The following is a 25,416-nucleotide window of genomic DNA, read 5'->3' as shown; positions in this document are numbered from 1 at the left end:
CGGCGCTGTCCAACATCCCCTACAATTGATTGAGGAGCCCGATGACGATGGCACACATGGTATTTTGCGTTCGCAACAAGAAAGAGATGGAGGGTCTCGATGAGCCGCCCTTCGACTCCGAATTTGGTCAGAAGATTTACAAGAACGTCTCCAAGCAGGCGTGGGCAGAGTGGAGCGAGCGCCAGAAGATGCTGCTGAATGAATACCGGCTGCAGCCATGGACTCCGCAGGCGCAGAGCTTTCTAGTTGAACAGATGCAGGAGTTCTTCTTTGGCGACGGCGCAGCCTTGCCGGCAGAGTACGTTCCGCCGAAGCACTAGCCCTCCTCTGCCGGGCCCAAATCCGTATCAAGCGCGGCTCGTGTAAACTAAATCAGAACCCCATGCTGGCTCGGTCCACACGATCTGAGCCGGCTAAACCGTGTCGGGACGTGGCTCAGCCTGGTAGAGCACTCGCTTGGGGTGCGAGGGGTCGGCAGTTCAAATCTGCCCGTCCCGACCATTATTAGAATCAACGACTTAGAAGGATTACCCTCCAGAGGGAAATTGTAAGGCGAGTACTCAATTAGTGCAAGGATTGTCGATCAAAATAGCGGAAGTGGTTTAGAGCAGAAAACGGCAGGAGCAGAATATGGGCTTCGCGAAAAGGCAGATGCAATTAGAGCAAGATCAATGGATAATCGCCCAAGAAATTGCAGTGGACGCGGGTGTGTTGAAACGTTGCGAGTTCCACAGTGAAGTCTATGGCGCACCCGGAGACGACAACACTCCGGCATACATTCGCGGCAATCGCCTATTCTCTTCGGGCGAGTTGAACGGTGTCTTTTCAGACCGCCGTGAAATGACAGATGCAATCAAAGCAGCTATTGAGGACTCTGCAATGGAATGCGGCTATTGCGCCAAGTGGCGGAACGACTAGCCCCGGTCCGACTTGAAAATCTCCTAAACAAACCCTCTTACACGACACGCGGAATCCGAATGCTCCGATAGGTTCACCTGTGTAGCCGCTCCGGGTGCTCCAAGACGATTACGCCCCGGAGTCGCTTCCTCAAGACTCCACCGAAGCTCTATCCTTCGGACCCCAGCGTGCCGATTATTTGCCCTTTCCATTCGCTCATCAGGACCATCTCACAACTGACGCTTACACCGTCCTTGCTCACCAGTTCCAATTCACCAGCGTGAACCACGTCTTCAGCCTTGAAGGATTTTGACATCGCGTCCAGCAATTTGCGCTTGTACACGGTGTCTAGGTTCCCCTCAAGTTGGTCGCCCTTTGTCTCCCAAACCACAATGCGCTGTTTCTTGCCGGACTTCTGGTGCGCAAAAATAAAGTCGGGGTAAACCCGATTCTTGCGCCACCCCTGAAGTGCATAGTTCCCAGCCTTGGCAACGTTGCGGTGCCACCAGTCCAAGGCCGCTTGCTCATCCAAGTAGCAGGCAAACTCCGCCTCATCCGTGTTGAAATCCTCTTCATAAACGGGCGCAAAAATACTCTTCTCTACGGGGCCGCCCGATGATGGCCGCACCAATTTACGCGCCTTCTCAGGCCGCTCCGTGTCCAAGGTCATCGGCAATTCCCAAACCGCACGGTCCGCCCGCAACCTGAATTGAATCCGCTCCGCCGATACGTCACCGAAGAATTGCGTCTCTGCCAGCCGGTCACGCTCTTTCACCAGCCACTTGCGAAGCTCCTCCAGAATGTAGCCGGACGCGCCGCCAAGGTCAGCATCGGTCAACCCGCGCCCACGTAGGGCAGCAAGCAACTCCCCGATGAGTGCGCGTGCCACCCAAGGATTCGGCAGAATGTCTACCATCAGCCGGGTTGCATACACGGTGTCGAAACTCGTGGATTCAACAACTGTCTGCCGTCCCGACTCCTCAAGCCAATCCTTGCCGGTCCCGATACCGACACGCACAACATAGCTTGCCTCCGCTGTGGGAGCCTTCGAGAGTTGTTCCACCAGTGGCTTGAGGTCCAGCGCCTCCCAATTCAGCCGGTACAAAACATCCTGCTCATAGTCCAGCGGGCGTGATGCCTTTCCGTCCACCCAATTCACCATTGGAAGAAAAATCCGCAGTGTACGGAATTGGTCCCGCCTTTGCACTTTGCGGGTTGTCTGCTTGGCACTGGAACTGCTGTCGCCCTCTTTCACCTTCCCGGCAAAGTCCGCCATGCCGTCCTTTTCCAGACCTGTCTTGATGCTGTCCACCACTTCCTTTGTGCTCGCATGGTGGCAAAAGATGTAGCACTCATTCAGGACGGCTAACTCCTCTGAAACGTAAGTCGCCTCCGGCTGCCTCAGAATCCGTCCCACAAGCTGTGTAACGGCGTTGAGGTTGCGATTCGTTGCCAGCGTGCAAAGCACATAGGCAAAGGGGCAATCCCACCCTTCCTGCAATGCCTGCTTCGTGATGATGACGCGCACGGGGCAAGTGGAACTGAGCAGGTCACCGTTGCCTCGATTGTCCAGTTCATTCGTGTCCGCTGTCTTCACTGCAACCTGTGTGCGGTCCAGTCCAATTGACAGGAGAAAATCCCGCGCATCCTCAGCATGAATCATTTTCCCGTCGCGTTGTTCCTTGCCCGTCCGCTCCACTTGCACCAGCAAGATTGGGCGAATATAGCGGGACGTGTTTGCTCTCAACCGGTCCGCGCTCACTTGCAGGCTGTTGATTTTGTCAAAACTCTCCCGCAGACAGTCTTTCCAGTCGTCTCCGGCTTTCACCTTCACATTGATGGGCAGCTTTATCATCTCCGCCGCTTGCAGCGCAGCGCCCCGCACATCCACCAGCCAATTCGCGTTTTCTTTCGGAGTGGCAGAAAGCTCCAACACAAAGGACGGGTTGAATCCGTTGATTGTGTTCATGGCGATGGCGGAGTAACCCTTGTGGCCTTCGTCCATCACCACTACGGGGCGCAGTAGCCTCAACACATTGCCCAAGCTGTCCTTGGCTGTCGCGCCCATCGTATCGGCACGCCCGTAGCAATCCAGATTCGGAATCCGCCCGATCAAATCCCAATGGCGCTGTATGTCGTCTCCCGCCGGAAAGAAACCGTGTACGTTGCCCCGGTCCCGGAAGAGGCGCAATGTCTCTTTCGTCTCCCGATTGGCGGACTGGAGCATCAACAGCATCACGCAAAGGTTACTCTGCACGTCCAGCGCGTTGAGCGGGTCATCCTTCTCAAGAATCTTCACGCGCCCCGCCGCCGCACGGTCAAGGATTTGGCGTATTGGGTGTTCGCGGCTTGTGAGTTGCCGTTTTGTTTGTGAATAGATCGCTTCATTGGGCACAATCCAGAGAACAAAGCCGCAGTTGCTCTCCAGATAACTACCCATGATTCGAGAAACCGAATACGCCCCAAGCAGAGTCTTGCCGCCGCCCGTGGGAATTTTCAGGCAGGCACTCGGCACATCCTCTCCTGTACCGTCCTTGCGGGAAACGTACTGGTGGCTCCTACGAGAAACCGGAAGGACGCCTTTGTTGCGCAGCGCGTTCCATGCCTGCCTTGGAAAGTCGGGAATCGGCACTTCCACATCGGGGTTTTCGAGCGCGAGGGCGCGGGTCTTTTCCGCCTTGGCTCTGAATAGAACAAGCTGCTCAAGGTAGAGGTCAACCGTGTCAAGACTGTCCTGTTGATAGGGCTTCAGCTCCATGTCGGTCAGCCCTTCTCAATCCGGTAGAGAGCAAATGGCAACGGCGCATACTCCACGCCCATTGGCAACAGCTTGGTATTGGGCACATACTTTGCGGGCGCAAACACAAGATGCTTCTTCCCGGCGGTCTTCGCCTTTGCAATCTTCTCTGCGAGTGCCAGAGTCAACGCAGCATCAGCGGACTTGAGAAAATCCAACTCCTGGCGGTACACAAGCCAGACGTGGAACGCCGCGCTCTCGCCTAGATACCAGTCCTTAGCCTTTGCTTTGGAGGCATCAAAGGCTTCGCCAGTGGCAGTATGAAAGAGCCACGCGCCAACCGAAAGGTAATCGGGCAATGATTCGCCAGTCAGAATCTTGTCCACATTCAATTCAGCGCCAAGCGTGCAGTAGGTAAATTCGCCGCCCAAGCCCTCCGTGCGTTCGGTTACCGTATTTTCTCCCGTCACCACCAATTCGCCGTCCTTCACAACCTTGCCGATATTGTTGTAATTGGCGGCACTCAATTCCTCAAGACGGACGACCTTTTTCAGCAGTTTTTCGGCATTGTTCAACTTTGTCCAAGTGAGGGAATCTCGAAGAAGCTCCTCCTTCTGCGTTCCCACGAACTTATATCCCCCGATGACCCGGCGCACGCGCTCAGCGGTCAACGTATTTGCAAAATCCTCCAACTCCACCAGCACGAACCTTCGTGTTCCTGAATCATCTTTGTTCGCAAGCAAGACCGCATGGGCGGTTGTACCTGTTCCCGCAAACGAATCGAGCACCACCGAATCTTTTTCGGTTGAGATTTTTAGTATCCGTTCAATTAGCTGAGGAGGCTTTGGGGCGTGGAAGTCAATTTCGTCCCTGTCTGAGAATATTTCGAGCAATTGTTTCTTCGAGTCTTCAGTATCTCCGACTTCACGTGCGAGCCAAAGAGTCTCAGGCACAAGTCCCTTTGCGTTTTTTGGAAACTGCTTGATTCGGGGCCGCCCATCACCGTCCTTTGGCCAATAAACAAGACCTTGGTGTTTCAGCGATTCAAATTCTGGTTCTGTTGCGCCCCAACACCTCCCTTTCGGCGGATCGAAGACTTTTCCTGTTGGAGATGTGATTTTGTAGACCTGATTTTTTCGAAAACCTTGTGCCGAAAAGGGTATGGACTTCCAATCTCCTCGTGAGTCTTGGTCCGGATTTGAATAGCCTTCGTCACCAGGCTCCAGGAGATTCCGAACCAGTCGCCATAGCTTCGTGGAACACTTCGAGTAGGCAATTAGATGGTCAATGCTAGGAGATAGCACAGCACGGTTTTCACGAGAGGTGCGCTTTTGCCATGCCAACTGACCAATGCAATGATCGTCTCCGAATATTTCGTCCAGTAGATTGCGCGCGTGGTGGACCTCGTTGTCATCCAACGTAATCCAAATACTGCCCGATTCCGAAAGAAGCTCCTTCAAGAGCGTTAGTCGTGGCCACATCATTGCGCACCACTTGTCGTGGCGGAGCATGTCTTCAGCGTTGATAGGATTGCTGGAAAGCCACTCCTTCATCATTGGGCTGTTCACGTTGTCGTTGTAGCTCCAGCCCTCATTCCCCGTGTTGTACGGCGGGTCAATGAAGATGCAATCCACCTTGCCCGCATACATCGGCAACAGCGCCTTGAGCGCGTGCAAATTGTCTCCGTGGATGATGAGATTGCCAAGCAGAGACGGCTCCCCCACAGACTTGCCCGCATCCGGCACCAGAGGGCGGTACGGCACTGTCAAATGGTGGTTGTAGACGAACTCTTTCCCTTTGAACTGAAGCTCCGGCATACGGTCTGACAATCCTCTTGTTTTCTTTTGAAAGTTTACATCTCAGAAGCTCCGGCGCGGCTCCTAAGCAGGCGTGCCGTTCGCTGCCTCCGACTGTTGTTGTTTTTCGAGTGCTTTCTTTCTCTTGTACTTGCCAACGGCGGCCAAGTGCCCACATTCCCACCGGCAATGCTTTTTTTTTCGTGGCCATGTGAACCGCGTCCCGCATCTTGCGCATACCTGCTCTTCCGCCCGGCTCACAACGTCAACCCAAGCGGCAGCAATCATCAGTTCCCATGCGCTAATCGTTTCAATGACCGCATAGGGGTCCTTTCCGCGCCATTCCAGCGAAACCGGCAATGTGTTGACGAATTGTGCTTCCATCGCAAAAAGATTGCGGTCAGATACGCGGGCATCCGGCGGAGGGGGCGGCTTGAATTGGCTCTCCAGCTTCTTCGGGTTGTGATTGCCCAGAAGTTTGTACCAGCCCTCAATCGCCTGGAGAATCTCGGGGAGGGTTGTCGGCAGCATACGAAGTCCGACACCTTGACGGTGCCCGTAGGTTACGTTCGCATACGTCCCTTCGGCCCACCGTTCGCGATGCTCTTCAGTCACGATGCGCCATGCGCCAATGTCCTGGAGAAAGTCCAACGCGGCGGCCTCCGTCTTGTTGATGTTGAAAAACCTAAACAGCTTGATGCGGAACTCCAAAGGGTCTTCTATCTCGGTTAGCTCAACGTCCCCCCACTTCGTTGTCTCGACTTGAGGCCAGAACACCCGTTCGATTCCGCCTTCACTAATCACTTTCCCATCAGCAGCACGCCATTCCTGTAACTCGTGGTCGCGCACGGTCCATCGAAGCGGAATCCGAGCAGCCCGGATGTGGAGCGCGATTGGGACGGTTGGGATGGGTGACATTTTTTGCATAGAACAATTGTACTCGCCCTTGCGGGACACTACGTTGTGTGGCAGGATGACGCCCAGTGATTCGCAGCAACACACCTACGCGCCTTGCAGCGCGATTGCGGGGCATTGCTGTCACCAATCCGAAGCCCGCAGCTAGCGGCAGAAAGCGAGTTATAAATGCTGTCCAACACAACGGAAATTGATCAACTTGCCTCACGGCTAACATCTCCAGAATTTCCTTTTCCAATGCCAATCATTGACGACCTCATCAAAGACGGCTATCTGAGGTGCCCTTGGACCAAGTGCAAGTGCGGCCACAAAACACATATTGTTGACGTGGTGTGGGAACGTGATCCCCGCGAGCGGGACCGCCGTTGGGTGCGCCTGGAGGTGCGCTGCGAAGAGGGGCACGGCCATTTACTCCTCATTCGGAATCATGCAGGAAAATCCTATTTCGATACCGTGTTGCTGGATGACAGCGTTGTTTCTCCATTCGCTGAGGGGGTGCGTTGGTAATGGCCCTCTCAATTGAAAACCTGAAAGCACAACGGCGTTGGGTCCTGTGGCGTATGGAAACTGTCCACGACAAACAGACCAAGGTTCCATATCAGCCAAGCGGACGCAAGGCTATGGCGAACAATCCAAGCACGTGGCACACACACGCTGAGTGCGCGGCGCTCGCTCCACAATTCTCTGGGGTGGGCCTTGCGCTCGGGAGGGTGGACGGCGTGTGCGTCTGGGGCGTTGACATTGATGGATGCTGTGATGCGCACACGGGCAAATTCACTCCCGAGTCACGTGAGATAATCATTGGCCTGGACAGTTATGGGGAATACAGCCCATCGGGGACGGGCTGCCACGTGCTTGGCATCGGCGGGCTGCCTGGACCGGGAATCAAGAAACCTTACCTTGGTCTGAAGTCCGTTGAGGTCAAGTCAGACGGCTATTACTTCACATTCACCGCACGCCATTTGAACAAGACGCCCAACCTGCTCATGGACCGGAAGGAGCAGGTGAACGCGCTTTATGACCGCGTGTCCAAGGCCACCAGCCCGAAAAGCGGCCTTACAATCTCTCTCCAACTCAGTGAGGAAGAGCGGCTTCGCAAGCTGATGGCCGGGGACATGAGTGATTACAAGGATGACCACAGCACGGCGGACTTTGCGCTGTGTATTTTGCTTGCAAAGAAACACCGCTGCAATGCGTTCAAGATTGACGCGGAGTTTCGTGACTCCGGCCTGTATCGGGAAAAGTGGGAGAGGGACGACTACAGGGAAGGGACAATCACACGGGCTGTGACCGCTGTAGCGAAGGACACGCCCGTTTTCGATGGCAGTGACCATGACCCAATCGAAGATGACGGACCCACGGAGTATCTCGTTGACGCGCTCCCGGAGCCAATGCACGAGGGTTGGTTTCCGAAGGGCGAAGTCTCCCTCATTGGCGGGTCATCTGGTGCGGGCAAAACGTCATGGGCAATGCCGCTACTTGAGAAGATTCGCAAAGGTGCGGACATATTCGGGCACGGTGCGAAGCCCCGCGACTATCGGGTGTTGTTGCATGACCGTTCCAAGAAGGCCATGCAGCGCACAGTGAAGTCCTTGGGGCTGTCCACAGAGGCAATTCAGCGCGTCATCCGGTTGACCTCAGAGCAGCAATCACATCCGCCCGCTGAGGCTTTGGAGGCGGCCATTGAACGGGAACCGGGCGTTGAGTGTTGGTTCATTGAGGGCCTGGACCTCTGGATTACGGACCCGAACAAGATGGAGGTCGTAGGGCCGGTGATTGACGGCTTGCAGCGCATTGCTACCCGGCGTGATGTCGCAGTGCTTGGCACGGTGGGCAGCCCAAAGCAACGCGGCAAGGACAACAAATACTTTGGCCGTGACTCGCTTTTCGGAAGTGCGGCTTTGGCTCGCAAGGTTGAAACCGTGGTGCTCATGGCATTGAACAACGATGATGACCCAAACTCTGTCCGGCGGTGCACGGTGTTGACGCGGAATGGACGCACCGAAACCCTGTTTTTCGAGTGGCAGCCGGAGGGGCTGGTTTTGACAACGGAGCCACAAGCCGTGCCAGAACTGAAAGCAATTGACCGCATTGAGCAGCGCATATTTCAGGCGGTCCAACCGGGTGACGAAATCAAGTATCAGCCGGGCTTTGGCAATCGCAATCTGTTTTTCGACTGGAAAAATCGTGCGGCAAAGGAGGGCAAGGTCACGAAGTCCAACGGGAAATACTACCGGGCGTTCCCGGAGCCTCCCACGGTCAATTGAGCAGTAGTATTCTTCTCGAAAAGGAAGGGGGGGATTTTGCATGGGGGGGACTATGGGCACGAGAAATTCTTCAGCGTATTGAACTATGCAATTGGGAGCACAGACTCGGTGCAGGAGCGGTTGTTTGGGGTTGTATCCGGTGTTTGCCACTTGGAGCGCGACAGCTTCCCGGATGATGCAACCTGGGAGCGGTTTGAGGCGCTTCTCGCTGATAACACAAAACGGGCCGCTCGGGGAGATGAGGGGACAATCGAAGCCACAACGTCTCAAATGTCGAATGAGGAAGCGGCCAAATGGCTTCAAGAGGCTCTCTCCATCTTCACTGACGTTGCGGAGGCTTACGGGCGAGCTAACGCCTAATGACAAGATCACACCTGAATCACATTGGACTGTGCCCATGACGAAACGGAGAGAGCAGCAACAAAAGCGGCAGGAAAGCAGGAAAAAGGAGGCGGCCATGCACGAGAAAATCCGCTTCGATAGGGCTTGGACAGAATACGACTACGGCAGCATAGAGAAAATGATTGACGACGCGAATGACCGAATCCACACGGTTGAGGGCGGCGATGCTGCACCAGCATTCATCGGGCCTAACTATAAGAAGAAGAGGCGGCAAAAGAGCGTCTCGGTTTTGTAATAGCAAGGCTTCATGTCCTACTTGCATCTTGCGGTAACTACGGGCCGGAAACTGCCGAATCATCGGTACGCACACGCTCAAAATCGGGTGTGTGGGTACCGATGAAAACGCCGTTCGCGCTGGCCTCAACCTATTGAAAATAAAGCGCACAAAGGCTTTCTCTAGAGTGTGTTATATCAACACTACTACTCTTAAGTCTGTGAGTAGTCGTACCCGCGTAATCCCGCCCCGAATCTCTATTTTCCGAGAATTGTTACCGTGTGTAACATTGTGGATTGCGGCGCTCTCATAAGGGAATGTGTTCAAGATTTTGACCCACCCCCTCTGCCCCGCACTCCCATGCGATGTGTCCGGCGGGATGAAAAGGGACCGGGGGCGGGTCAAAAGTTAAAGAGGGTACTCAGGAGAGCACACCAGTAGTCCTTTTTGTACGTGGACAGGAGTAAATCCCATTTCGGACGCCAGTGCGATTGGCTCACCGCGCAATAGGCATCCCGGAGCGTTTCTTAGCCCTGAATGCCCATCAATCGCACATGGCGGCCTCTAGGCTAGCCGATGAACACCGTGGCTGCCCCAACCCCCACCTATTTTGAGAGCAGGCTCACACGCTCATGCACGGCCTGGAGGTCCTCAGTCATCAAGTTGGCATAGCGGCGAGTCATCTCAAGTGTGCTGTGACCGAGCACCTTTTGCAGATGGAACACGGAGCCGCCACGCCGCAAGTAGTTGACCGCGAATGTGTGCCTGAAGGCGTGGAGCGTGCGACCTGGAGGCGTGAATCCTAGCCGCTTGCAAAGCAGCTTCACATCCCGCAAAACGTTCCTACGCCCCAATATCGTTTGGGTGCAATTGGCAAAGAGCAGGCTGTCCGGTGTCCGATTCGTTTCCTTGCAATAGCGCACCATCGCTTTCCGCAACTCAAAGCTGAAGGGGACAACCCGCTGCTTGCGCCCCTTGCCGTCCAGCGTGACAAGCAGATTTTCAAAGTTCAAATCGGAGACGCGCAATGTGAGGGCCTCAGAGATGCGGCATCCGGTGTCAAGCAGGAACAACGTCACCAAATGGAGCCGCTCTTGGTACTTGTCCTTGGGCTTCCACGAGACAAGCAGCTTGATTTGTTGCTCTGTGAAGGTGGGCAACACGAGTTGAGGTTCTTTAAGTTGGGCGATTTTCGGATGCTTGCATGTGGGACCGCATTTGACCTCTGAGCCTGCACTCGCCCAATGCAGATATGTGTTGATTGCGCGGATGGCTGAATTGCAGCCTGTTGCCTTCAATCCCTTTTCCCGCATACGGACCACGGCGGATTTGAGGTCGTCTTGCGAAGGTGAATCCGTGAGCAGCCATTTGAAGGCGTGCTTGTACCATTCCAGCGTTGACGGTGAGACGTTTGAGAGGAATTGGCGTTCGCGGGTGAACTCTGAAAATCCCATACGGTTTTCTCCAAGCGAGTACTCAAATTTGGAGGCAACCCGAATAAGATGCTGATTCTAAAGGGACGTGGCTCAGCCTGGTAGAGCACTCGCTTGGGGTGCGAGGGGTCGGCAGTTCAAATCTGCCCGTCCCGACCATTAGAATAAATAAGGTAGAAATTCGCACCCGACTGTGATTCGTTGAGCATGGAGGTCGCTGGCCTTCGATTTTAGTTCCGTATCCTTATACAATCGGACCTCCGTGGCAGCGTTATTGGTTGTTGAATTCGTGCATGAATCCAACAACCCACTAGCTGCCTCTTTGAGTGCTTTAGAACGTGGCTGAGGTCGGGAAACCTAAAGGTTCTCCTTCTGTCGCGTTGATGCTGGCTATCTGTGCCGTGCGACTCGAGTGGAAGGAAATGCCAAGTTGAAGCGGTTCGTACTCTCTCTCTCGATCATTTACCTGTTTTGTACTGTGGCGATTTCCCAGACCGTTGTATCTGGGCCAGCCACGAGCGTCAACGGGACACTGAGCGCGGTCGCCTGCGGCACGGCTTCCACGTCTCTCGCGCCCTCGTGGTGCCCAAAGACGGGAACGCAGGATATTGGCAATTGGATCAACGCAGCGTGCGCGACCTATAAGAATGGCGGTACAGTAATTATCCCGGCTGCCGCTTCTCCCTATCTATTTTCCACTCCGATTGTCATTAACGGCACTTGCAATATCGAAGGTCAGAGCAAGGATGGTTCTGTCCTCAAGTTCACCGCGGCCAGTGGAACTGCTATCACGATCAACGGAGCATCGGGTCCGAACACGGCCGGGTGGGGAATACGAGACCTTAGCCTGCTTGGACCCGGTACGACAGGAAACTCGAACACAGCCATTGGGCTTCAGGTAAATATTCAGGGCTTCAAGGCGAAGGATATCGCAGTCGGAGGCTATATCCCGAATACGAGCACCACGGCACAGTTTCACATCGGCCTGACCTTCGGGAACAATTCCTTCGATGACTCGTTCGACACGGTGGCCATCGGAACGAACGATATCAACCTCTACTATGCGGAGAGCCTGAGCAATTCCGGCGAGAGCATCTCCTGCATCAACTGCACAATTGCCAACGGAGCACAATCGGACGGCACGGCTACGGGTCAGAATTGCATTCAGATTCTCGGGGCTTCTGGAGGCAGCAGTGCCGAATTCTTTTTCTTTGCGCCCAGAATTGATGGGTGTCAGGTCGTTATTGGCACGAATCCGATGCAGGTTGTCTTTGAGGCGCCACACTTCGAGGATGTGCAGAGCAAGATGGATTATCCCTTCGTCGTTATAAATTCATCCAATAACAGCGACGTGACGATGGTTTCTCCGACGTTCTTTGTGGATGCTTCGACTTACACCGCAACCAGCCTGGTACAGCTTGAGGGCAACGCGCATCTTAGCCTTCCTTCAGGCGCGACCTACTTCGGATATGGCGGAACGTCTCAGCCTACGATCGCCCCGTTCTATGTGAGCAGCGCGGGAAATGCGCAACTCAGCCTCTCCGGGATATTTTCCGGCAACATCAACGGGAAGTTCCCGAAGTCCGTCGGAACTAATTCGCAATCGCTTCTGTATTCGAGCGACGGAAGGAATGTTCCGATCGTGCATATTCAGACGCCAGGGTCATCGAAGACCATCTACGTTCCAAGCAGCGGCGGTACTTTCGTAGCTGCAGAACCGCCGAATACGACGCAGCCAAACCTCCTTCTCTCTGGCGAGTATCGCCTAAGCTACATCGGCAGAAACCGCACCGACCTTTGGGATATCTACGTTGGTTCCGGCCCATATGCAGCCTCTGGAGAGCTTACGGTTCTGTCTCACTATGGAAATGCACAGGTCATTACCCCGGAGATCCTGGGTAACGCGGTGGCGGGCTCCCAGACTTCAGCCCAGCTTGGCGTAACGATTGCAAATCAAGGCGGCAACCCGGGGACATTGACCGTCCAATGGATCGGAGACGGCTTCTCGGAGCAGAACATCCTCCCGGAGAACACGGCGGCGTTCCCCCATGTGATTCCTTCGGCACCTTACGTGGCAAGCAATATCCCGCTCGTGCAGACCGGGACGACAGGATCGATTGGCGGATCAGCTTTGGCTGCGGGCGCTTGCGCGACTGGAACCGTGGCGCTCGCGACCTCAGCCACTGGGCACACGGCGATTGCAACCGAAAGCGATGGTTCGTTTATCGGAGGTAATTTCACTGTGCGCGCCACGGTATCGGAAACCACGGCCACCGTAAATGTCTGCGCTGTGATTGCGGGGACGCCGAAAGAGAAAACTTACAACGTGACCGTGTTCTAGAATATTTTTGCTTCTAGTCCTAACAATTAAGAGCAGCCAAGTGCAGGAAGCGAAGTTGCTGTAGTAACCGCGGCAACTCTAGCGCTTCAGGCAAACGAAGGGGATGGCGTAGTCACCTCGGCGGGCAGAGTGAAGTAAAACGTCGCCCCGCGTCCATGATTGGGACGGGCCCACAAGCGACCGCTGTGTGCCTCGACGATGGAGCGGCAGATGGCCAGTCCCATGCCGGAACCCTGCGGTTTGGTGGTGAAGAACGGGCTGAAAATCTCCTCCATCTTTTCGTCCGGTAGCCCTACACCGGTGTCGCTGATGGAGATGAGGAGCTGGCCGTCCTGGCCAAGTTCCGATCTAATCGTCAGTTCGCCGCCTGTCTCCTTCATGGCTTCAATTCCATTGAGCATCAGGTTCATCAATACCTGCTGCAGTTGCACGCGGTCGGCGGTAACTCGGGGAAGTTCGCGGGCCAGGTTGATGCGCAAGGGGATGGAGTAGCCGTCGGCTTCTGCGCGCAGCAGGGCGAGCATTTCACGGACCACTTCGTTGACATCGACCGATTCCCGTTCGGGGGGAGCGCCTTTCCTGTAAAAAGAGCGCACACGGTCAATGATTTCGGCCGCACGGGTTCCGTCTTTCATGGTTCTCTTTGTGGCGTTGAGGGCCTCTTCGACATTGGGCTGGTCGCGGGTGAGCCACAGTAGGCAGGCATTGGCGTCTACGATGGACGCGGTGATGGGCTGCCTTAGCTCGTGAGAGAGAGAGGCGACCAGTTCTCCCATCATGCTGACCCGGTTCTCGTGGGCGAGATGTGCCTGCAGCTGTCTAAATCTCTCGCGTTCCTGCTCTGCGCGCTTACGATCTTCAATGTCTGTCAGGGTTCCATACCACTTGAGAACCTTTCCGTGCTTGTCGCGCAGCGGAACGGCACGCACCAGAAACCAGCGATATTCGCCATTGGCGGCGCGATGGCGCACCTCATTTTCGAATGGCGCGCCAGTGGCCAGTGATGCTCGCCACTTGGTCATGTGCTCCTGCACGTCGTCGGAGTGAAGTGTGAGCTGCCAGCTGGCGTCCAGGTCGGTTTTGCTGGAGAACCCTGTGAAGTCAAGCCATGGCCGATTGACGAATTCCGTAGACCCATCGGGCCGGGCAGAAAAGGCCATCGCCGGAATCGTTTCCACAACATCCCGGAGATGCTTTTCCTGGCGGCTCACTTGCTGAATGCGCCGGTGATAGATTCCCGCAAGCAGCGCGAGGGAAATAGCCATGCACAACGCACGAAACCACCATGTACTCCACCAGGCAGGCAGGATTCGGATGATCACGGCCGCGCCTGGCTCGCTCCAGTTGCCACGGCTTGTGGCGCCTTGTACCCGGAATGTATATTCACCCACCGGCAGGGTCGTGTAGGTGGCCAGGCGTTCGTTGCTTCCGACTTCGCGCCATGTCGGGTCCAATCCTTCCAGCTTGTAGCGATACCGGTTGGTGCCTGGGCTGAAATAGCTGAGCGCGGAGAATGCCAATGAGAAAATGCGTTGCTCGTGAGAGAGCGTCAACCGGGTTGTATCGGTAATGGATTTACTCAGGGGCGAACCGCCTCCGATTTCCACTGGACTGCCTGACAGCCGAAATTCCGTCAGGACAACCGAAGGTGTGTAGGAGGCGTCAACAACTCTGTCCGGATCGAAATAAGTGGCTCCGTTAAAGCCCCCGAAGAACATCTCTCCACTACGGGTCTTGTAGCAGGCGCCCCAGCCGCTCAAGTCAGGTCCCGGCAGCCCCTCCGCAACCGAGTAGCTCCTCACCGAAGCACTCTGCCGGTCGAATCTCGCAATCCCATTACTGGTGCTCATCCACAGGTTGCCGTGGTCGTCTTCGAGGACGCAGCCCACTGCATTCGCAGGGAGGCCGTCTCGCCGCGTGTAGGCGGTGAACGTCCCCGTCTTAGAGTCAAACTTGTCCAACCCGTTCTGAGTGCCTACCCACATAGTTCCAGAGCGATCAAAGTGCACCGAATTCACCCGGTTGTCGCTCAAGGTCCCGGGACGATCTATGTCGTGTTCGTACTTGGTGAACTGCCCCGTCGCTGGATCGAATCGTTGCAGGCCTGAGGAGTCCGTGCCAAGCCACAATGCCCCTTTCTGATCCTCGACCAGTTCGAGATAGGAGACGATTCTTTTCTGTGAGTCGAGCTTAAAGACGGTGAAGTGCCCGGTCGCTTCATCGAAACGATTCAGACCATCGTTGGTGGCTGCCCAGAGCGTTCCGGAATGATCCACAAGAAGACGCGGCACAACGTCGTTGCTCAGACTGGATGGATCAGCCGGATTGTGAACATAGGCGTGGAATTGTCCCGTCCTTTGATCAAGACGCAACAGACCGTGGCCATAAGTGCCAGCCCACAAGTTGCCGGAGCGGTCTTCGTGAATCGCGATTACGTCGGTAGTGACCGCTGGGCTTGCCGTCCGGCGGTACGAAGTGAGGGTTCCGGTCTTGCGGTCGATACTGTTGAGGGCATCGGGTGTGCCGATCCACAGAATTCCCTGAGGATCTTCGTAAATTGCGCCGACAAAGGGTTCAGCCGTGCCCTCCGGGCCGACAAGTTGAGGAATCTTCTTAAAGGCCATAGGGTTCGTCGCAAAATGGACCACTCCCATCCTGCCCAGGCCAGCCCAGACGCTCCCTTCCCGATCCGCGAATAAGTTCTGGACATCGTTTTGGGGCAGGCTGGTAGGATCATCGGGCTTATTGCGGTAGCGAATGAATCTTTCGTGCTCCCGGTCAAACTTAAGCAAGCCAGCACGGTGTGTCGCAAGCCACACAGTGCCGTTGCGGTCTTCGGTCATATCCATTACGACCGTTATGGCTGTGTTGGGCGACTCCAGATCGCTAAGCGAATAGTTGGTTAGCGTGTTCGTCTTCCGGTCAAAGACGGATAACGCGTTGGGGGAGTCGTGAAAAATCCAGAAAACACCAAAACGATCCTCGTAGAATCCAAACCCCATCGGAGCTTTCACGATCGGAATCTGCCGCGTGACTTTGCCCGTTCTGCGGTCGAATTCGTCCAGATACGCGCCAGCCGCAACCCACAATCTCCCTTCCTTATCTTCGCTCGCCAATTTGATAAAGTCGCTGCTCAGGCTCGAAGGATCATTCGGATTGTGAGAATACCGCCGGATCGTTCCAGTTGCCGGATCTAAGCTGTACATGCCCCTGGCAGTTGCCAGCCACAGGATTCCAGCTCTGTCCTGAGTAATGCTGGTGACGGACGGAACCGGGTACCTTGTAAACGTCTCGGCCTCTCGATTGAACTTATTGAGAAATTGATCGCATCCGACCCAGAGCGCGCCGTTGCGATCCTTGAAGAGTGCGCTAATATACACGCCGCTGAGGCTGTTCAGATTTCTTGGATCGTGAACGAACAATTTGAAGTTGTAGCCGTCGTACCGGTTCAGTCCAAATTGCGTGCCAAACCAAATGAATCCCTGATCGTCCTGCACGACCTGGGAAACCTTTGTTTGCGATAACCCTTCATCCGTGGAGAGTCGGGTGAAACGAAGATCCTTCCCGTCGACCACCGGCAGGGAGATGGTGTGGGGCTCCGCATGCAGCTGAGGCACCACCCCAGGGGCAATCGGGCGATTGCCGGGGCGACCGGCCCCGTCTCGCGTCATCCCCAATCCGGGAGCGCACAAGAGCGCAGCCATGGTACAGCGCACGGCCAGGCGCACGAGAACAGTCGACTTCACGGGTCTTTGACGGACAACCGAAGTCACAGTGGCTATCATCTCCGCCTGGAGCCTGGGCCCGCTCATTTGCTGCCATAATACCCCCAAAAATGGGCGATGGGGCAGCGGAGATTTGAGGGATCAGATGACTCTGGCGCAGTAGGTGACACGCCGGTCCAGGAGAGGACGGGTGAGCCGGCAGATTTCCAGACCGAGAGATAAGCCAGGCTTCCACGAGGAGGAGGCTAGGCGATCGTTTCCGAGTTGTCCTTGCCTTTGAATTTTTGTTGGCGCTGTATGTCGAGTTCTTCTCTTTCGCGGACGCGTTGTGACTGCAAAAGATGAAGGGCGAGAGAAAGTCCAACATGAAACCGTTCCCGGCAAAGCCTGCAACGAACCGGGAATTGGAGCAAAGCCAATCGAGGAATATCTGAAAAACGTACCCGGGATGTTCTGAATTTAGGAGTGCCGCAGTATGGGCAATTCATGGGAAAACCTGTCTTTCTTAATTTGCAGTCTGCCCGTTGAGGTGTTCGGGTCTGTGAAACTAACCAAGGCGGTGGATATTCCTAATCCTAACCTAGCACAAATCTGTTCCAGCCCTGGGACACCGGTTAAACCCCGCGACGGAGGTTAATTACCAAAGTTTTAGTGCGTGCCGGTTGCCTTTCTAGGCGTCGAAGCTAGAAAACAATCAGACGGTTGAAGATCCATCTGGCGTTCGCCTCTTTCCCCAGGGGCTCACGATGGAAAGAGCGGATCGGCCTGGGTCTTGAATGTTGTGAGACGCGAGCGGCGCCGATGGACAGTCGGTTGTTGCGCGGCCAGCTGGCGGGCCAATTCTCGAAGTTCAGCACGTGCGCGGCCGATGGCTGCTGTCGCAGCATCCAGCCTTTGCTGGGCTTGCTCATCCGTGAGGGGTAAAACTCCCTGTTTGCCTCTCGGTCGAGGGGTGACTTCGAGCGCCTGGCGGGCACCCGCGAGCGTATATCCCTCGTTGTGAACGAGTTGCTTGATCCGGAGGGCTAGTTCGACTTCCCGCCGACGGTAGAGCCGTTGTCCGGTTCCACCTTTGTTGGGTTTGAGATTTGGGAACTGAGTTTCCCAGAAGCGGAGAACGTATGGCTCAACGCCGCAGATTCGGGCCACGTCACCGATGCGAAAGTAAAGCCGGTCAGGAATCTCGGTTGTGGGGGGAAGACGCTTTTGGGCGGATTGTGCAGCCATCCTGTCCTCCGAAACAACACGTCAACGAACCTGAATCAGAAGCCACGTGAGCAACTGGAGCGTGGCGGGGCAAAAACGCCCTCCTCGAAAGTATAGGCCACGATCCGTTGTGTAGGGCAGTGCAATATACGACACCTCCTATCAATTTTCAAATGTCAGGCCGATAGCAGCTTTTCTATCTCCGGCACTAGTTCAGAGGGCGAGGTGGCTGGAGCATATCGGCCCACGGCCTTTCCGGCGCGGTCAATGAGAAACTTGGTGAAGTTCCACTTGATCCCTTCCAGTCCGATCACGCCGAAGAGGCCGGATTGCTCGCTCTTCAGGTATTTGTAGAGTGGGTGTGCATTTGGACCGTTCACGTCGATTTTGGCAAAAATGGGAAAACTGACGCCATAATTCGATTCGCAGAACTGCGTAATTTCAGCTTCATTTCCGGGCTCCTGCGCGCCGAATTGATTGCAGGGAAAACCGAGAACGGACATGCCGCGATCTCTGTACTGCCGATAGAGCGTCTCAAGAGCCGCGTATTGGGGGGTGAAACCGCACTTGCTGGCGGTATTCACAATCACCAGCACCTGACCGGCGTATTGGGCCAACGCGACCTCATGCCCGTCGATAGACCGGGCCGAAAAATCATAAATACTCTTTTGTATTGCCTCAGTCACGCGGCATACCTCACGAGATTGTCCGGGCTACGTCTAAAAAGATGCAGCTCCCGAACCGTTTGACGCAGCAAAGCAAAGCGAATCCGGCCCGGTTCCGATAGACTGGAAACGATACAAGTGAGAACTCCGAATATCCTGGGAAGCCGGTTTTGTTTGTGCATGTTGCGGCGGATGGAACGAAACGAGCATGGCAGCGTCGCGGGGTCGGTGCCGACACGGGACAACGCCATGTTGCGAAGGACTGCCGGGTTGCTGCGAGCCAGATCTCCCAGGGATGAGTTGGGGAGCATGGCAAGAAGCATAACGAATCGAGTCTGGGTTGGAAATCTGGATTGGATATCTGGGTTGGAGAGTCGAGCGGCGCAGCAGGCCGGCTTCTCTGAAACTGGCTCATTTGGGATGAGCTGGTTCGGTCCAATATAATCAGTCTTTCCCAAGTCGGGTTTCAGGGCAGCAGCTGAGATCTTGAACAACTTTTTTGAGCAGTGAGGGTGTGCTTATCTTTCCCGTCAAGTCGAACCATGCGCCGTACCAAGCACCGTATCAGCCCAGTTGCTCGCCGCAGGGTCCAACTGCGGTGGAGTTCGGGCGATCTCGATTCTGCGAGCAGGCTGTTGTCACGACCGGGCTCGGTTCCGAACTCGATTCTGAGACTGTTCGCAGCCTGCCCTCGCGCTTATCCTCGAGATTGGGCCGCCTGTTCGCGATCTTGCTGCTTGTTTCCGCGGCTGCAGCCGCAATGGCTCAGTCGCTCACCATCGAGCAGATTCGGGTGATCGGCAACCGCCGCATCCCGAAGGAGACGGTTCTCGCCCGTCTGTTTACCCATCCTGGCGATACGTATGACCCGGTTTCGATCGAGCGCGACTTCAACTCGCTCTGGAATACGGGCTACTTCGAAGATCTCCGCATTGAGCGGGAAGACTCGGAGAAGGGCATCATTCTCAATATCTATCTTAAGGAAAAGCCGAATATCCGCGAGATCAATTACAAGGGCTTGAATTCGGTCTCTCAGTCCGACGTGCTGGACCGGTTCAAGAAGGAAAAGGTGCCGCTTTCGGTTGAGAGCCAGTACGACGCGACCAAGATCAAGCGCGCCGAGACGGTGCTGAAGGAGCTGCTGGCTGAGCACGGTCACCAGTTTGCGACGATCAAAACGGAAGTGAAGAATATTCCGCCCGCTTCGGTGCAGGTGAACTTCAATATCAAGGAAGGCCCGACGGTCAAAGTCGGACAAATCAAGTTCGTCGGCAATCAGCACATCAGCAGCCTCATTCTTCGGCGCTCCATGAAGAACCTGCGTCCTGTCGGTATTCCGTATTCGATTGTTCTCGAGAACCTCTTCGCCAAGACGTTTGACAGCTCCAGGCTCGAAGAGGACGCGGAGCGGGTTCGCCAGGCCTATCGCGACAAGGGCTACTACAACGCAGCCGTCGAAGAGCCTCGCACGCAGGTTCGCGACCAGGGCGGGCTGTCGCTCATCACCTTCCGCCCCAATAAGGGCAAGCGCATCGACATTCTCATGCCGATCGAGGAAGGCGACCGCTATCGTCTGGGTGGTATCCACTTCACGGGAAACAAGGCGGTTACCAATGCTCGCGCTCTGCGCGCGACCTTTGCCATCAAAGATGGGGAGTATTTCAATGCGACCGTAATGGCCAAGGGGCTAGATAACCTCAAAAAGGCATACGGTCAGCTCGGCTACATCAACTTCGGCGCTATCCCCAAGGCAACTTTCGACGAAGCCAAGAAGACTGTGAGCTTGGACATTGATATCGATGAAGGCAAGCCGTTCTATGTCGGACGCATCGAGATCCAGGGCAACACGCTGACTCGGGACCGCGTCATTCGCCGCGAACTGATGCTTGAAGAAGGTCAGGTCTACAATTCCCAGCTCTGGGAGTACAGTCTCCTGCGTCTCAATCAGCTCGACTACTTCGACCCGCTCCACGTCGATCAGGATTCCGAGGCTCACCAGGATACTGAGGCGGGCACAGTCGATCTCCTGCTGAAGGTCAAGGAAAAAGGCAAGAACTCGATTGGCCTCAATGGCGGTGTGTCCGGCCTTTCGGGCGCGTTCCTCGGCCTCAATTACCAGACCAACAACTTCCTGGGACTGGGCGAAACACTCAGCGTGCAGGCAAACATCGGCAACATCAACCGACAGCTCCTGTTCGGATTTACACAGCCGTACTTTCGGAATCGCCCTCTCAATCTGGGCTTCCAGGTCTTCGATACCAAATCGGATTACAACTCGGCCAAAGCCATTGCGGGAACCACAGGCCAATCGGCGAACCTGACGACCCAGCAATCGTCGCTCTTGCAGAACTACAACAACTCGACGAGAGGCGTGAATTTCTCGATGAGCTATCCGCTGCCAAGGCATAACTTCCAGCGCATCGGCTTCACTTACTCGCTCCAGGATTCCTCTATTACTGCCTTCAGCACGGCGTCGCAAAACCTCTTCCAGAACATTGCGTTCCGGTCAGGAATTCAGGGGCAAAACGCGTTGAACGGCATTGTGAACAGTTCGGTTTCACTGAGCTACATCTTCAACACGATCAACAATCCGCAGCGTCCACGCAGCGGTAAGGAATTTTCAGCGGTGATGCAGGTCGCCGGACTCGGTGGCAACGTCCGGTATATCTTCCCTGCCGTGGCCTACAAGCGCTTCACTCCCATGAAGCTCCTGTTGCCCGACCCAGCCGGGCATAACGTCCTCGGCTGGCGGGCTGAGTTGAAGTTCATTCAGGGCTACGGTGGAGACGTCGCGCCTCCGAACAACCGCTTTTACTCCGGCGGCGAGGCGGATCTGCGCGGATTTGAAATTCGCACCGCGACGCCTTATGCCTACATCCCAAACAAGATCAGCTTCAACCTGACAAACCCGGATGGAAGTTGCGTTCCGCGCGATCCAACCAATCCGCAGTTGAATCAGTGTATCCAGATACTCCTCCCTGTTTACAGCGTTGTCTCTGTCGGCGGTGACCTGAACTTCACCAACAATCTTGAATACCGCATTCCTATTGCGGGCCCGGTTACATTCGCGCTCTTCAATGACTTCGGCATCGATTCCGCGGTCAATGGGAATCAGTTGAAAGAGAGTCCGGAAGGGGCTGCCAGTCTGAATGCGCCTCTCTATGGTTGCCCGGTATACAACAACGGCGCATGCGAGGGCGGTACACAGATCAAATTTGATCAGTTCATCCGTCCGCTGGCAGGCACCAACTTTGTACCCCGCATGTCTACCGGCGCGGAAATTCAGGTGATCATGCCGATCATCAACGCACCTTTCCGTCTCTATTACGCGGTCAATCCCCTGCGTCTATCGCAACAGGCCAATGGCGAGAACCTGATTACGCGTGAGATGTTCCCGCCAGGTGGCGCGGGCGATTACTCGTATGCCCAGGCCATTCAGCTGTATGGCTCGCGCTACCAGTTGCGCGAACCTGCTAAGACCTTCCGGCTGACCGTTTCGACGACCTTCTAGGGAAAAGGCGCGATTCGATCCAGGAAAAGGGGCTGCATCTGGAAGTAAGTTCAGATGCAGCCCTTTTACGATCTGTTCCGTCTAACGACGTCAGTGCCTGGCACCGCAAAAACCGTGCTGAAATCACGCAAAAATCAATGAATTCGCAACAAAATTCAACGCCAAGTTGTTTGACCAACCCAACCCTCGCACCTATAATCCAGATAGTTCCTGCTGATGTCTCTGTCCGCGTCTTACTACAGTTTCGCCTCAGTCGTTTCGGCCGAGCAGATTCCCGTATAGACTCCAGAGGTTTGACAGGAAGCAATGTCTTGCTTCCCCGAAGGAATGCGGGCACACAACAGGAATATCGAAGGAGTTTCCGATTCAAATGAAGCGTACTCTTGCCCTAGCTGTCTTGCTGGCTTCAGGTCTTGTGCTGAATGCCGCTGCCCAAACACCCGCTGCCTCTGCCGCACCGGCCGCTGCAGCTCCCGCGATCCCGGCCAAGGTTGCGGTTATCGCCTTTCAGGTCGCGGTTGCTCAGACGAACGAAGGTCAGCGCAACTTCTCGGATGTGCAGCGGAAGTTCGAACCCAAGCAAGCCCAACTGAAGACTCTCAACGACGATATTGAGAATCTGAAGAAGCAGCTGCAGGCGCAGGGCGACAAGCTGAGCCCCGCAGAATCAGCGGCTCGGACAAAGAAGATAGACGACGAGACCAAGGAACTGCAGCGCAACGCCGAGGATGCTCGCAACGACTATCAGTCGGCAATCGGTGATATGTACAACACCCTGGCTTCCAAGGTCTTTGAAGTTGTAGAGGCCTACGCCAAGGAGCAGGGCTACACGCTCGTTCTCGACGGCAGCCAGCAGCAGAGCCCGATTCTGTGGGCTGCGGAAACGACCGATATCACCAAGCCCGTAATCGCGGCGTACAACCTCAAGTCGGGCGTACCTGCACCGCCTACGCCGACTACAGTGCCAGCGGCTCCCAGGCCTGCTCCGAAGGCGCCTGGAGCCACCCCAGCGCCTAAGAATTAGTCAAAGAGTACCTGCGTACGAGTAAAGTAATGCCCCGGAGTCCCAGCGAGAGGTGAAATCGTTGAGGACGTAATCCGGGGCATTACTTTCGTTCTGCTAAATATGATCCAGAACTGGTAATCTTTGCGCTACGCTTCGCTAGCCAAAAATGCACAGACTCCCGCGCCGATCCTGTGGAAAACTTTGTGGATTACTTTTGGCACGCACCCGAAAAAAACCTGCGATTTCCCCTTGTCAAACCTTCCGGATTTCTGGTTGGGTGCGCAAGTCCTTATTTTTGAACAACTTTGCGCAAGCCTAAGTCGTGCGGGAAGCGTAGTTATACCGCATGGCTAAGTCGCGCAGGAATCCAGAGCTTTCCACAGTTGCGTGTGAACATCTGATGACTGACTTAGCCTGAAGCAACTGTCAGTCATCAGGATTGCGTGTCTTCCCCGACTCGCAGCACGGCGAGAAATGCTTCCTGGGGGATGTCTACTTTGCCGATGCGCTTCATGCGCTTCTTTCCTTCTTTTTGCTTCTCAAGAAGTTTGCGCTTGCGGCTGATATCGCCCCCATAGCACTTGGCGATAACATTCTTACGCAAGGCGGCAACAGTCTCGCGAGCGACGATCTTTGCTCCGATTGCCGCCTGGATGGCAACCTCAAACTGTTGCCTGGGAATGAGTTCCCGCATCTTGGCAACGAGCGCCTTGCCGCGTTCATAAGCCAGGTCGCGATGCACGATGATAGAGAGCGCGTCCACAGGCTCGCCGGAGACCAGAATGTCCATCTTCACCATCGGCGATGTCCACATGCCGGCCAATTGGTAGTCCAGCGATGCATAGCCGCGCGAGACAGATTTAAGGCGATCGTAGAAGTCGAGGACAATCTCGTTGAGCGGCAACTCGTACGTCAGCATCACGCGCGTCGCCGAGACATACTCGAAATTCTTCTGCCGGCCACGCTTTTCTTCCACCAGCTTGAGAATTCCGCCAACGTACTCTTCGTTGGTGAGGATCATCGCGTTGATGACCGGCTCTTCGATCCGCTCGATATTGGTTGGCTCGGGCCAGCGCGAGGGATTTTCGACTTCCACGACTTCGCCGCTGGTCAGTTCGATCTTGTAGCGCACGCTGGGGGCCGTGGTGATCAGGTCCAGGTTGTACTCGCGCTCGATGCGCTCCTGGATGATCTCCATGTGAAGCAGGCCCAGGAAACCGCATCGAAAGCCGAAACCCAGCGCCACGGAGCTTTCCGGTTCAAAGAAGAACGAAGAGTCGTTGAGGCGCAGCTTTTCGAGTGCGTCTCGCAACAGCGTATGTTCATGCGAATCGACAGTGTAGATGCCGGCGAAGACCATGGGCATGATCTCCATGAATCCAGGCAGAGCCTCTGTCGCCGGGTTCTCGTCGTCGGTAACGGTGTCGCCGATCTTCGTGTCGGCAACGTTCTTGATCGTCGCCGTAAAGAAGCCGACCTCGCCCGCGGTCAACTCCGCAATTGCCACGGGCTTGGGGGTAAGAACACCCATGGTGTCGATGTTGAAGACACGCCCGTTGGAGAGAAAACGGATCTTCTGACCTTGCCGCATGCGTCCATGAACCACGCGCGCCAGCACGACGACCCCGCGATAAGGATCGAACCAGGAATCGAAGATCAGGGCCTGCAGCGGCGCGTCGATGTCGCCCTTGGGCGGCGGCAGGCGATGCACAATGGCTTCCAGAACGTCTTCGACGCCCACGCCGGTCTTGGCGGATACCGGGATGGCATCGGTCGCGTCCAGGCCAACGGCCTGCTCAATGGCCTCCTGTGTGCGCGTAACGTCGGCCGAGGGAAGGTCGATCTTGTTGATAACCGGGATAATTTCCAGTCCGCCATTGATGGCCAGGAAGGCGTTGGCTAGTGTTTGCGCTTCTACGCCCTGGCTTGCGTCCACCACCAGCAGCGCTCCCTCGCACGAGGCCAGCGAGCGCGAAACCTCGTAGCTGAAGTCCACATGGCCCGGCGTGTCGATCAGGTTCAGCTGGTAGGTAATGCCGTTTCTCGCCTTGTACATCATGCGAACGGCATGCGCTTTGATGGTGATGCCGCGCTCCCGTTCCAGATCCATTGCGTCCAACAACTGAGCATGCATTTCGCGTGCGGTAACGGAGCCGGTCAACTCCAGCAGACGGTCCGAGAGAGTCGACTTTCCGTGGTCGATATGGGCGATAATGGCGAAATTTCTTAGGAGACTTGAATCCATGAAGAGGCGTCACACGAGGTGCGGCGCGGTCACGCGCAAACACCCTCAAGTCCATA

General features: G+C 55.5%; 17 protein-coding genes and 2 tRNA genes. 11 read left to right on the top strand and 8 right to left on the bottom strand.

Features of this window, described 5'->3' with window-relative positions; translation table 11 throughout:
* Positions 1–47: 47 nt before the first annotated feature.
* The 3 genes from OHL23_RS03155 to OHL23_RS03145 all read left to right on the top strand — a co-directional run bounded on the left by OHL23_RS03155 (position 48) and on the right by OHL23_RS03145 (position 918).
* Positions 48–320, top strand: a complete 273-nt coding sequence (locus OHL23_RS03155) for an oxidative damage protection protein (RefSeq protein ID WP_263350315.1) — start codon at positions 48–50, stop codon at positions 318–320.
* Positions 321–424: 104 nt separating this feature from the next.
* A tRNA-Pro gene (locus tag OHL23_RS03150) sits at positions 425–501 on the top strand.
* 129 nt (positions 502–630) lie between these two features.
* A complete protein-coding gene (locus tag OHL23_RS03145) occupies positions 631–918 on the top strand; it encodes a hypothetical protein (RefSeq protein ID WP_263350314.1) in 288 nt (95 codons plus the stop codon).
* A 148-nt stretch (positions 919–1,066) separates the two neighbouring features.
* On the opposite strand, the gene OHL23_RS03140 is transcribed toward OHL23_RS03145, so the two are convergent.
* The 3 genes from OHL23_RS03140 to OHL23_RS03130 all read right to left on the bottom strand — a co-directional run bounded on the left by OHL23_RS03140 (position 1,067) and on the right by OHL23_RS03130 (position 6,357).
* A complete protein-coding gene (locus tag OHL23_RS03140; RefSeq protein ID WP_263350313.1) occupies positions 1,067–3,655 on the bottom strand; it encodes a DEAD/DEAH box helicase in 2,589 nt (862 codons plus the stop codon).
* Between the two features lie 5 nt (positions 3,656–3,660).
* A complete protein-coding gene (locus OHL23_RS03135; RefSeq protein ID WP_263350312.1) occupies positions 3,661–5,451 on the bottom strand; it encodes a site-specific DNA-methyltransferase in 1,791 nt (596 codons plus the stop codon).
* A gap of 63 nt (positions 5,452–5,514) precedes the next feature.
* Complete coding sequence (locus OHL23_RS03130) at positions 5,515–6,357, bottom strand: FYVE zinc finger domain-containing protein (RefSeq protein ID WP_263350311.1); 843 nt, start codon at positions 6,355–6,357, stop codon at positions 5,515–5,517.
* Between the two features lie 156 nt (positions 6,358–6,513).
* On the opposite strand from OHL23_RS03130, the gene OHL23_RS03125 reads away from it, so the two are divergent.
* From OHL23_RS03125 to OHL23_RS03110, 4 genes are all read left to right on the top strand, one after another.
* Positions 6,514–6,852: a hypothetical protein gene (locus OHL23_RS03125; RefSeq protein ID WP_263350310.1), complete on the top strand. Its 339-nt coding sequence runs from the start codon at positions 6,514–6,516 to the stop codon at positions 6,850–6,852.
* Positions 6,852–8,612: a phage NrS-1 polymerase family protein gene (locus OHL23_RS03120; protein WP_263350309.1), complete on the top strand. Its 1,761-nt coding sequence runs from the start codon at positions 6,852–6,854 to the stop codon at positions 8,610–8,612. The genes OHL23_RS03125 and OHL23_RS03120 overlap by 1 nt, the downstream gene beginning before the upstream one ends.
* A gap of 78 nt (positions 8,613–8,690) precedes the next feature.
* On the top strand, positions 8,691–8,972 hold the full coding sequence (locus OHL23_RS03115) for a hypothetical protein (RefSeq protein WP_263350308.1): 282 nt from the start codon (positions 8,691–8,693) through the stop codon (positions 8,970–8,972).
* A gap of 97 nt (positions 8,973–9,069) precedes the next feature.
* The gene (locus OHL23_RS03110) at positions 9,070–9,249 is read left to right on the top strand and encodes a hypothetical protein (RefSeq protein ID WP_263350307.1); all 180 of its coding nucleotides are present in this window, start codon (positions 9,070–9,072) and stop codon (positions 9,247–9,249) included.
* A gap of 584 nt (positions 9,250–9,833) precedes the next feature.
* On the opposite strand, the gene OHL23_RS03105 is transcribed toward OHL23_RS03110, so the two are convergent.
* The gene (locus OHL23_RS03105) at positions 9,834–10,682 is read right to left on the bottom strand and encodes a tyrosine-type recombinase/integrase (RefSeq protein WP_263350306.1); all 849 of its coding nucleotides are present in this window, start codon (positions 10,680–10,682) and stop codon (positions 9,834–9,836) included.
* Positions 10,683–10,743: 61 nt separating this feature from the next.
* On the opposite strand from OHL23_RS03105, the gene OHL23_RS03100 reads away from it, so the two are divergent.
* Positions 10,744–10,820: transfer RNA gene (locus tag OHL23_RS03100), tRNA-Pro, on the top strand.
* Positions 10,821–11,091: 271 nt separating this feature from the next.
* Positions 11,092–13,002: a glycoside hydrolase family 55 protein gene (locus OHL23_RS03095; RefSeq protein WP_263350305.1), complete on the top strand. Its 1,911-nt coding sequence runs from the start codon at positions 11,092–11,094 to the stop codon at positions 13,000–13,002.
* Positions 13,003–13,088: 86 nt separating this feature from the next.
* Here the strand turns inward: OHL23_RS03095 and OHL23_RS03090 are convergent, their stop codons facing one another.
* The 3 genes from OHL23_RS03090 to OHL23_RS03080 form a co-directional block, all read right to left on the bottom strand.
* A complete protein-coding gene (locus OHL23_RS03090; protein WP_263350304.1) occupies positions 13,089–16,673 on the bottom strand; it encodes a two-component regulator propeller domain-containing protein in 3,585 nt (1,194 codons plus the stop codon).
* Positions 16,674–17,468: 795 nt separating this feature from the next.
* Positions 17,469–17,954, bottom strand: coding sequence for a MerR family transcriptional regulator (locus OHL23_RS03085; protein WP_263350303.1), 486 nt, complete (start codon positions 17,952–17,954; stop codon positions 17,469–17,471).
* A 155-nt stretch (positions 17,955–18,109) separates the two neighbouring features.
* Positions 18,110–18,619 carry a glutathione peroxidase gene (locus OHL23_RS03080; protein WP_317891645.1) on the bottom strand — a complete coding sequence of 170 codons (510 nt, stop codon included), beginning with the start codon at positions 18,617–18,619 and terminating at the stop codon, positions 18,110–18,112.
* 709 nt (positions 18,620–19,328) lie between these two features.
* On the opposite strand from OHL23_RS03080, the gene bamA reads away from it, so the two are divergent.
* Both bamA and OHL23_RS03070 read left to right on the top strand, forming a co-directional pair.
* A complete protein-coding gene (gene bamA, locus OHL23_RS03075) occupies positions 19,329–22,109 on the top strand; it encodes an outer membrane protein assembly factor BamA (protein WP_317891644.1) in 2,781 nt (926 codons plus the stop codon).
* 370 nt (positions 22,110–22,479) lie between these two features.
* Positions 22,480–23,133, top strand: coding sequence for an OmpH family outer membrane protein (locus tag OHL23_RS03070; RefSeq protein ID WP_263350302.1), 654 nt, complete (start codon positions 22,480–22,482; stop codon positions 23,131–23,133).
* A gap of 415 nt (positions 23,134–23,548) precedes the next feature.
* Here the strand turns inward: OHL23_RS03070 and lepA are convergent, their stop codons facing one another.
* Complete coding sequence (gene lepA, locus OHL23_RS03065; RefSeq protein ID WP_263350301.1) at positions 23,549–25,360, bottom strand: translation elongation factor 4; 1,812 nt, start codon at positions 25,358–25,360, stop codon at positions 23,549–23,551.
* Positions 25,361–25,416: the final 56 nt, after the last annotated feature.

Source organism: Acidicapsa acidisoli (assembly GCF_025685625.1).
Taxonomy (GTDB): Bacteria; Acidobacteriota; Terriglobia; order Terriglobales; family Acidobacteriaceae; genus Acidicapsa; species Acidicapsa acidisoli.
Note: the sequence above shows the minus strand (reverse complement) of the source record. Positions and strands in the feature narration are given on the sequence as shown.

Excerpts from the sequence above, each read along its gene's own strand:
- OHL23_RS03155 (WP_263350315.1), top strand. The coding sequence starts at position 48 with ATGGCACACATGGTATTTTGCGTTCGCAACAAGAAAGAGATGGAGGGT.
- OHL23_RS03145 (WP_263350314.1), top strand. The coding sequence starts at position 631 with ATGGGCTTCGCGAAAAGGCAGATGCAATTAGAGCAAGATCAATGGATA.
- OHL23_RS03140 (WP_263350313.1), bottom strand. The coding sequence starts at position 3,655 with ATGGAGCTGAAGCCCTATCAACAGGACAGTCTTGACACGGTTGACCTC.
- OHL23_RS03135 (WP_263350312.1), bottom strand. The coding sequence starts at position 5,451 with ATGCCGGAGCTTCAGTTCAAAGGGAAAGAGTTCGTCTACAACCACCAT.
- OHL23_RS03130 (WP_263350311.1), bottom strand. The coding sequence starts at position 6,357 with ATGCAAAAAATGTCACCCATCCCAACCGTCCCAATCGCGCTCCACATC.
- OHL23_RS03125 (WP_263350310.1), top strand. The coding sequence starts at position 6,514 with ATGCTGTCCAACACAACGGAAATTGATCAACTTGCCTCACGGCTAACA.
- OHL23_RS03120 (WP_263350309.1), top strand. The coding sequence starts at position 6,852 with ATGGCCCTCTCAATTGAAAACCTGAAAGCACAACGGCGTTGGGTCCTG.
- OHL23_RS03110 (WP_263350307.1), top strand. The coding sequence starts at position 9,070 with ATGCACGAGAAAATCCGCTTCGATAGGGCTTGGACAGAATACGACTAC.
- OHL23_RS03105 (WP_263350306.1), bottom strand. The coding sequence starts at position 10,682 with ATGGGATTTTCAGAGTTCACCCGCGAACGCCAATTCCTCTCAAACGTC.
- OHL23_RS03090 (WP_263350304.1), bottom strand. The coding sequence starts at position 16,673 with ATGACGCGAGACGGGGCCGGTCGCCCCGGCAATCGCCCGATTGCCCCT.
- OHL23_RS03085 (WP_263350303.1), bottom strand. The coding sequence starts at position 17,954 with ATGGCTGCACAATCCGCCCAAAAGCGTCTTCCCCCCACAACCGAGATT.
- OHL23_RS03070 (WP_263350302.1), top strand. The coding sequence starts at position 22,480 with ATGAAGCGTACTCTTGCCCTAGCTGTCTTGCTGGCTTCAGGTCTTGTG.
- lepA (WP_263350301.1), bottom strand. The coding sequence starts at position 25,360 with ATGGATTCAAGTCTCCTAAGAAATTTCGCCATTATCGCCCATATCGAC.